Raw genomic sequence first — 8,972 nt, forward strand, 5'->3', positions numbered from 1 at the left:
CCGGACTGCTCGGTCCTTGACCTCGGCCGGGTACCGCTGGGGCATGATCGTCATCCTGACTCATCAGGAAGCGGCATCAAAGCCGTGACGCTTCACAGCGAGAACTTCATGCTGCGGCCGGGAGCACCGAGCGCCGCCCGCCGCGACGTGCCGTGGGACGTGGTCATGGCCGCAGCCACCGACTGAGCCACCGGCTGAACCACCGGTGAGAGCCACGGGCTAGAACCGCGAAGTGGGGTGCCAACCGGCGCTCGCGGCCACTGCAGGACCGGCCGCGAGCGCCACTTGCCTGAATGTAGTGCGGGCGCTAGTATTTACGCATGAAGACGTTCACTGGCACTCCGGCCGCTACCACCGCCGCCGAGTTCGCGCCGGCCGCGGCGCCGGTGAGCCAGAGTCAGACCCAGGCGGCTCACACCACGGACCCTCAGGTGGCGGCGGCGTTGTTCGCCGCGTGGTCCGGTGACCGTTTCGTCTCCATCGCCTCTCCTCCCGGAGCGGGCAAGACGCGCCTGATCACGCACCTGGCCGAACAGCTGCACCGGCGCGCAGGCCTGAAAGTCGCGGTCGCCGCGCAGACGCGCGCGCAGGCCCTCGACGTGGCCAACCGTGCAGCCGCGGTCTGCGCCTCCCCCTCGACCTCCCCCTCGACGGCCTCAACCCCTGCTGCGGGAACGTCGGACGAACCGGCGTTGGTGGCCGACCCCGCTGCCGATCCGGTGGTGGCCCTGCTGGGCAAGGGGAAGTTGAGGCCGGCGGGCCTGAGCTTGGACGCGGCGCACATCGCCAGCGACAAGCTGCGCGGCCGCCACGGAATCAGACCGGGGATCGTCGTGTCGACCACCAAGCGGTGGCACTGGACCGACACCGCGACGTGGAGCGCGGACGTCCTGCTGATCGATGAGGCCTGGCAGCTGACCTGGGCGGACCTGCTGGCCCTGGGGCCGCTGGCCCCGCAGATCGTCTGCGTCGGCGACCCGGGACAGATCAGTCCCGTGGTCACCGGCTCCACGCAGCGCTGGCAGTCCTGGGGGGCCGGGCCGCACACCCCGGCCCCTGACGCCCTGGTCAGCGTCTACGGCGATGAGGTGACCCGCCAGCGCCTGCCGCGCACCTGGCGGTTGGGGCCGGCGACCACCGCGCTGCTGCAGCCGATCTTCTACCCGACCCTGCCTTTCACCTCCGCCCGACCGGACCGGTGGCTCTCTGTACCTGATGGAACACCCGACGGCGCGCGCCTGCCCGAACTGCGCGCTGTGGCCGTTGCGACCAGCGGCGGACACCACGACCCGGCGCTACCTGCGGCGGCAGCGGCGCAGGTGCGCGAACTGCTGCGCTGCACCACCCACGACACCGAGCGCGACACCGAGGCAGGATCATCGACGGGTCGCACACTGACCGCCCGGGACGTGGCTGTGATCACGCCTCACGTCGCGCAGACGGCGGCGGTCGCCGCGCACCTGGCAGACCTGCCTGAGGTGTTGGTGAGCACGGCCAACGCCGCGCAGGGGTTGGAGCGTGAAGCGGTCGTCGTGCTGCACCCCCTGGCCGGGTACCGCACGACTCCGGACTTCGCGACCGACCCCGGACGCCTGTGCGTGGCCTTGTCGCGCCACCGCTGCCACGCAACAGTGATCTACGACCCCGCGACCGCGGACGTGCTCGATCGCGCGCGCCGTGAGGACCCCCACAACGACACCCTCGCCGCTCACGTGCAGGTCCTAGACGCGCTTCGCCCATGAGGCCTGCCCCATAGTCCCCGGGCTTCCATGAGCTTACAGAGCCCCAGGGGCATTAGGAGCTCTCGGGCCCAGACCCGACCGGGCCTTGTCAGCGGGGCAGGAGCGGCCCACCGCCGGCCCCGAGCAGCAGGCCAAGAGACACACAACCGCGGTCGCGCGCCTCTGCAGATCTCCCGTGAGGCCCTAGCATCGCTGACCGAGGCCACAGAACGAATGTGTCAAGAGGCATTCGGCCGCGAGCAGCACGCCATCAATGACATCCCGTCGATGGAATCAGGCAATCGCCCGACTGGAAGAGCAGTACGCCCAGCTGGCCGCACTGTCGTGCCTGGGCCTGTGCGAAGCCTCCTGCGGTAAGCACATAAACACTTCCACTGCCGAATGCCGGCGGGCCGCGCCAGCGCACACAGAAGGGCTCGCCACCCGCGCAGGTGACGAGCCCTTCAGCCGACCATCGTGGTCAGGCGTCCTGGCGCGGGTTAGGACTCCTGCGCCTTGCGGACTTGGCGACGGTTTCGAGTGATGGCTACCGCCGCAGCGCCGCCACCGACAAGCAGCACCAGACCCCCAGCCATCGCTGCCCGCTCACCACCGCTCATCGCATCCGAGGTCGAGCCCTGGTCCGATGGGCCTCCGCCGCCGACCGAGTCGGGCACCCCGGCCGCGTCACGCGCACCCTGGGCGATGCGCTCGGCCACGATCGGCTGCAGGTCCTTGACCTTGCCGCGCTTGGGAAGCTCACGCTTGGAGGCCTCGTTGATGGGCAGTACCGAGTCGCCGTCGAGGGCGAAGAACTCTCCGGCGGAGGGGTCTTCGACAACCGGTAGGTCCTTGAAGCCTTGGAGGGCGTCGGCGAGTTGGGTGTCTCCATTGAAGCCTGCTACTTCAGCCGGGCCACCGTCGGGTTTCCACACGCGGACCGTGCCGATGGCTTCGTTCCCGCGCAGGACCGGCGCCACCCATTGCTGGGTCGCTTCGGCTGGATCGGCGTCAGCCGAACCTTTCACCCAGGCGTCAGTGAAGAGGTAAACCTGGTGGATGCGGCCTGCGCGTAGATTGCCCGACGCATCCGGTGGGGTCGGCCCTAGGGTCTCAGACCCTGCTTGGGCACCGAAGTTGGCGAGGTTTTCCTGGACCTGCCGGATGCCCTTGTTGGACAGGTAGGAGCTGACGTCGTCCGGGATCACCGGCTTAGGCGTTGCAGCGGCCGGTGAGGCCAGGACGACTGCTGCCGCGGCCGCGGTCAGGACGCCGAGCGCGGTTGCGCGGACCTTGTGTGTCATGGTCACGAGTCTCTCCCGCTCAGGTGATCGCGTAACGAGTGTGGGTCCAGGTGTGGCCGGTCCCGTTGACCATCCAGGAGTACGACTGGAACTGGAAGCTGTTCAGTGTGGGGTCGATGAAGCTGACGACCGAACCGTTGGTGTCGTAGCCACGCACGATGAGCATGTGTCCACTGCCATTGGACCACTGGAACCTGATCATGTTCAGTCGGTTCAGGTTCATCTCGTCCTGCAGTTGCGCGTAGGACTCAGGGTAGGTGTACACGTAGCCGATGCCGTGGACCCCTGCCATGGTGAGTGCGCGCGAGACGTCGGTGGTGAACGCACCGGTCACGTCCGGGCAGTCGCCGCGGTTCTTGCCCCACTTCACGAACTGGCACTGACTCGCAGCGTTGGCACCCACGTGCTGAGCGATGGTCCGAGATGTCGCCGACCAACACCAGTTGGACTGCTCCTGGACGTAGATGGCCGCGGCGTTCATGCGGCTCGCCGCCTGGGCCCCGACAACGCCCGCGCCTAAGAACGCGGTGAGCAGGGCGATGAAGAGCGCTACTCGTGACTGGAATCGCACCAGCCACCTCCTCGACGTTGAGGTTGATCGTTAAACGATCGCTGGCACCGTGTTGATGCCGGTGACTGAAGGTAGCCCCTGACGATCTCCTGTGTCACGCATTTCAGTACATGCCATGGGACCAGCTGATGACCTCATGCAGGGGGCCTGTCAGTGCGGTGACCGGTCCCACCAGCACTTTCGTGATTCAGGCACGCCTCTTGGACGCCGGCGTCGACCTTGATGCGGCCACCCCTGACGGGTCTTGCCCTGCACTGACGCGGACTTTCGGTGCCGGGCGGTGCAGCGTGCACGCTCTGCGTCCCACCATCTGCCGGCTGTGGGGTGCGACCGCGTCGATGCCATGCCCGCACGGCTGCCAACCAGACGGCGGCCTGCTCGACGACGCCTCTGCGATGCGGTGGATGATCACCAGCCTGCAGATCGGTGGCCACAGCGACCACCTCGACGCCCCAGCCATGCGGGAGCTGCTCGAGCTCGCCTTGACCGACCAGACCGCCGCGGGCCTGCTGAGTCGGTTCCTACGCGGCGACCGGGCCATCACCGGGCAGCTATACGAGCGGATGATCCTGCTGCGAGACCACTCCCCCGGATAGGAGATCGGCGCACCCTGCGCACCCACAGACGAGAAGAACTACCCGCCAGCTCACCATCGCGCCTGGACCGCAGCGTTGCCGGGCATCCGAGCGGCGCTCACCTTCCGGGGTGCCCAAGATGGCCGGGTGGGACGTGTCGTAGCCGGGCTGTAGACAAGCCTCCTGCTGCACAACCCCTTGCTTTATCGAGTGCGGGTGTTAGTATTAAGCCTAGCAGGAGACGGAAGCGACCGCCCCGCACCAGAAGGAGACCCCATGACCGAGATCAGCACGAACCCCGGCGCTTTCACCGACCAGGCATCCTTCACCGCCGCCGTCGCCCAGGTGCAGGAAGCCGAGGTGGCCTACCGCCTCGACCAGCCCCTGATGCCCGACTCCGCCTTCGACGCCCTCAAGGACCGCGTCGCCGCCACCAAGGCCGCGCACCCGGACTGGAACGACGAGGGCGTCACCACTCAGGTCGCCTCCGGGGCCAGCGTCGGCGGGGACGTGCGCCACAGCAGCCCCATGCTGAGCCTGGCCAAGGCCACCACCGTCGAGGAGGTCCGCGCCTTCATCACCGGCCTCACCGTCGACGGGCAGGAGCCCGGTCCCCTCGTGGTCGAGGTGAAGATGGACGGCTGCGCCATCAGCGCCCGCTACGAGAACGGCGCCCTCGTCCTGGCCGCCCAGCGCGGCGACGGCACCAGCGGCGAGGACATCACCGGCCAGATCACCCGCGGCGCGGGCGTGGCCGGCCTGCCCGCCCGCCTCACCACCAGCGCAGGACAGAGCTGGTCCGGGGAGGTGCGCGGGGAGGTCTACATGAGCGAGACCGACTTCGACGCCGCCAACGAGCTGCGTGTGGCCGCGGGCAGCGCCCCCTTCGCCAACCCGCGCAACGCGGTCAGCGGCTCCCTGCGCAACATCGACCGCACCTACGACGTGCCGATGAGTTTCGCCGCCTACGACCTCCTCCCGACCCAGACCGACAGCCAGGACAGCACCGGGGGTGGTGCCGGGGGCGAGCTGGCGACCTACAGCCAGAGCCTGGGCACCGCGCAGACTCTCGGCTTCGCCACCGCCCGCCAGCTCCTGCCGCAGAACCTGCGCACCCCCCACGAGGGCACCGAGGACGTGCTCGCTGCCATCGAAGCCATCGAGGCGCTGCGCCCGGCTCTCGGCTTCCCCATCGACGGCTCGGTCCTGAAGGTCGACTCCCTGGCCACCCGCCGCCGCCTCGGGCAGCGCACCGGCTCCCCCCGCTGGGCGCTGGCGTACAAGTACGCCCCCGACACCGCCGTCACCACCTTGCGCGACATCGAGATCAGTGTCGGGCGCACCGGCCGCCTGGGCTTTCGCGCCGTCCTCGACCCCGTCGCCGTCGGGGGGACGACCATCACCTACGTCACCATGCACAACGCCCCCTGGATCATCGAACGCGACCTGCGCATCGGCGACGAGGTCTGGGTCTACCGCGCCGGCGACGTCATCCCCCGCGTCACGAGCGCGAACCTCGCCGCCCGTCCCGCCGACGCGCAGCCGTGGAGCGCGCCGACGCACTGCCCGCAGTGCGGGGAGGAACTGGACACCACCTCCCTGCTGTGGCGCTGCCACACCCCCTCCTGCTCCATCGCCGGAGCCCTGGACTACTGGGCCAGCAGCGACGCCCTGGACATCGACGGCATCGGCACCGTCGTCTGCGAGGCGCTGGCCGAGACCGGCCTGGCCCGCGATGTGGCCGACCTGTACGACCTCACCGTCGCCCAGTGGGCGAGCCTGCCCCTCGGGGTCACCGAGACCGGCGCGACCCGCACCCTCGGGGAGCTGAACGCCGCCAAGATCGTCGACGGCCTCGAAGCCAGCAAGACCCAGCCGCTGAACCGCGTCATCACCGGCCTGGGCATCCGCATGACCGGACGCTCCGTCGGACGCTGGCTCGCCGCCCGCTTCGGCTCCATGGACGCCCTGCGCGCCGCCAGCGTCGAGGAGCTGGCCGCGATCAACAAGCTCGGCACCATCAAGGCCACCCACATCGCCGACGGCCTCACCCGCCTCAGCCCGGTCATCGACCGCCTCGCCGCGCACGGCCTGACGATGACCGTCCCCGACGACGGCGCCGCCAAGCCGCTCGCGGGCAAGACCTACGTCGTCTCCGGCGCCGTGCCCGGCTACACCCGCACCACCATCGCCGAACGCATCGAAGCCCTCGGCGGCACCGCCAGCAGCAGCGTCTCAGCCAAGACAACCGCCCTGGTCACCGCCGAGACCGACACCGCCAAGGCCCGCAAGGCCGCCCAGCTGGACATCCCCGTCATCGACCCGACCGAGTTCGCCGCCATGCTGGCCTGAGCCCTCTCCGGTCCATCGTCGGCTCGCGCGCTCCCCGCCCGCGCCGCCGATGGACCGGCGGCCAGCCGGCCTGAGGCGGTCGAACGCTGACGTGCCCTGGCTGCCTCTGCAAGGCTGCGGTCATGGCTATCACCGGTGCGGCCGGCGCTCCTAGCGATCCGAGGCTCTTGGGCGATGACCCAGTCGACGCCGCGGGCGATCTTCTGGATCGCCGCGGCATGGCTGAGCACATCGGCAAGCTCCTTACCCGAGTCCGCCGCGAGAGCGATTCCAGCGTCTTGGGCCTGGTCGGCCCGTGGGGCTCGGGTAAGTCCAGCATCCTACGGATGCTTGAGGAGCACCTTGCGGAGCGGCACGAGTGGATCGTGGCCCACTTCACACCATGGGCATACAGCGACGCCGAGAGCCTGCAACGAGGCTTCTTCGCCGAACTGCGCGCTGCGCTCCCCAAGGGACGGCAGTGGAAGCAGACCCGACAAACGATCGGGAAGGTAGCCGCCGCCGTCGCACCCCTGGCCTCGATCGGTGAGTACGCCGGTTTGAGCGGCGAGGCGCCAGCGAACCTCCTCCGCGATCTCATCACCGGGGACACCAGCGTCTCGGCCACGCACCAACGCGCGCAGCAAGCGCTGAAGGACCAGGACCAGCCGATCCTCGTCATCCTCGACGACCTCGACCGACTCGAGGCCCCAGAACTGTTACTTGTTCTCAAGCTTGTACGGATGATCGGACGCCTAACCAACGTCTACTACCTCCTTAGCTACGACGAGCAGACGCTCATCGATTTGTTGATGCACACCTCCCTGGTCGGCAAGTCTCCCGAGCGGGCACAGAACTACCTGGAGAAGCTGGTACAGGTCCGTCTCGACCTCCCATCCCTGCGGCCCTATCAGCGCAGCGCCCTGGTCCACCGCGCCATCAACCACATCAGTAGCAGGCGCAGTCTCATCTGGTCTGAGGATCAGGAGGCCCGGTACAAGAAGCTGATGGACGACTACCTCCTCGAGCGACTCGACAGTCCGCGAACCATCAACCGCGTCTTCGGCCAGACCGATGCGTTCTACGAGCTGGTCCACGACGAGGTCGACTTCGTCGACTACTTGGCCGTGACGTGGTTGCGTACGGAGGAACCCGGCGTGCACCGCATGGTGCAGCGGTACCGCGCGGAGGTCCTGGGCGAGTCGGACGAACAGTTGCAGCGCTCCTTCAGCCCCAGACAGAAAGATCTTTCGGGCTTGGCGACGAGGTGGCGCACTCGGGTGCAGGACGGGGCAACTCAAGACCGCCACGTGGACACTGTGCTCGGCCTGCTCGCCCACCTCTTCCCTGTCGTGCGAGCGGAGATGCGCAGCCAGGGCCACCCAAGCTATGACCTCGACCTGGTTGGTGCACGGCGCGGCGTCGGCCACCCGGACTACTTCGATAACTACTTCAGCTACGGAGTACCCACCGAAGGGCTTGCGGACAAGGTCGTGATGGATGCCATCAACGCCCTGGCCGCCGGGGCTTCCAGTCCAGCCGTCGACCGCATCGCGATAGAGTTGCGGCAGCACACCGGCCGGGTGGCTTGGAAGCTGAAGCGCAGGTTGGGGCAGTCCGACAGGGCCATCCTGCCGCTACTGCGTCTGGTGGCCGAACAGTATCCACGCCTCGACGACGGACGCGGAACCCTGAGCTTCGGTCAGACTGCCGAGGCCAACAGCCTTTCTTACCACCTTCTGCTGCAGCTGCCTCCGGCGGACGTCGTTGCCTTTGTCGGCGACTGCTGCCGAACCCCATCCGGTCTAGACCACATGAGCGAAGTAGTCCGCTTCGCCCCGAAAAACCCCGCGGAAGAGGCCGGGAACGGACTGCGGCGCGAGACACGCCCACCCTGGGCAGATGAAGCCACCCGAGTGGTCACCGACGCCCTACGAGAGCATCACGCCCACTTGCGGGACATGCCGCTGTCGACCTTCAGCCTCAACCACCTCCCTCGTTGGTGGACCTGGTGGCAGTTGGATACTCAAAACGCGAGTCAGTGGCTTCGAGCTCAGGTGGACGACGGACGCTGGGATCTACTGGCAGTGCTCAAGCATTGGGTAAGCGGCGCACGAATCATGGGCGTCTCCAACGCTCAACTGCGACTGTCCGAGCTGAGTGACGCCGTCGTCGAGGCGATCGGTGTTGAACGCGTCTTGCGGGATCTCGGTAGCTGGCTGGCGCTGGCGCCGGCAGCACCCGCCGGAGGACTGGACCACCCCGAAGACACTGAAGCCAACCGCGAACTGGTGGTGGCCCACTCATTGCGGCAGTGGGCCACCCGACTGCAGCCGCGGTCCCCTGGCCCAGAGTCGTGACAGGAGAGGGCACCTTGAAGCGTCACGGCTTTGATGCCGCTTCCTGATGAGTCAGGATGACGATCATGCCCCAGCGGTACCCGGCCGAGGTCAAGGACCGAGCAGTCCGG

General features: G+C 68.1%; 7 protein-coding genes. 5 read left to right on the forward strand and 2 right to left on the reverse strand.

What is annotated here, in order from left to right:
- Together CLV37_RS28270 and CLV37_RS26340 are read left to right on the forward strand one after the other, a co-directional pair.
- On the forward strand, positions 1–186 hold a 186-nt coding region (locus CLV37_RS28270), incomplete at its 5' end, for a hypothetical protein (protein ID WP_211298978.1).
- 134 nt (positions 187–320) lie between these two features.
- The gene (locus CLV37_RS26340; RefSeq protein ID WP_106215708.1) at positions 321–1,742 is read left to right on the forward strand and encodes an AAA family ATPase; all 1,422 of its coding nucleotides are present in this window, start codon (positions 321–323) and stop codon (positions 1,740–1,742) included.
- Positions 1,743–2,221: 479 nt separating this feature from the next.
- Here CLV37_RS26340 and CLV37_RS26345 read toward each other — a convergent pair whose 3' ends face one another.
- Both CLV37_RS26345 and CLV37_RS26350 read right to left on the reverse strand, forming a co-directional pair.
- On the reverse strand, positions 2,222–3,025 hold the full coding sequence (locus CLV37_RS26345; protein ID WP_146149622.1) for a hypothetical protein: 804 nt from the start codon (positions 3,023–3,025) through the stop codon (positions 2,222–2,224).
- A 19-nt stretch (positions 3,026–3,044) separates the two neighbouring features.
- Positions 3,045–3,596 (reverse strand): papain-like cysteine protease family protein, encoded by a 552-nt coding sequence (locus CLV37_RS26350; RefSeq protein WP_106215710.1) that lies wholly within the window; start codon positions 3,594–3,596, stop codon positions 3,045–3,047.
- A gap of 404 nt (positions 3,597–4,000) precedes the next feature.
- Here CLV37_RS26350 and CLV37_RS27270 point away from each other — a divergent pair, with 404 nt between their 5' ends.
- The 3 genes from CLV37_RS27270 to CLV37_RS26365 all read left to right on the forward strand — a co-directional run bounded on the left by CLV37_RS27270 (position 4,001) and on the right by CLV37_RS26365 (position 8,862).
- Complete coding sequence (locus tag CLV37_RS27270) at positions 4,001–4,192, forward strand: hypothetical protein (protein WP_146149623.1); 192 nt, start codon at positions 4,001–4,003, stop codon at positions 4,190–4,192.
- Positions 4,193–4,447: 255 nt separating this feature from the next.
- A complete protein-coding gene (gene ligA, locus CLV37_RS26360) occupies positions 4,448–6,523 on the forward strand; it encodes an NAD-dependent DNA ligase LigA (protein WP_106215712.1) in 2,076 nt (691 codons plus the stop codon).
- Between the two features lie 122 nt (positions 6,524–6,645).
- Positions 6,646–8,862: a KAP family P-loop NTPase fold protein gene (locus CLV37_RS26365; protein ID WP_106215713.1), complete on the forward strand. Its 2,217-nt coding sequence runs from the start codon at positions 6,646–6,648 to the stop codon at positions 8,860–8,862.
- Positions 8,863–8,972: the final 110 nt, after the last annotated feature.

This window comes from Kineococcus rhizosphaerae (assembly GCF_003002055.1).
Classification (GTDB): Bacteria; Actinomycetota; Actinomycetes; order Actinomycetales; family Kineococcaceae; genus Kineococcus; species Kineococcus rhizosphaerae.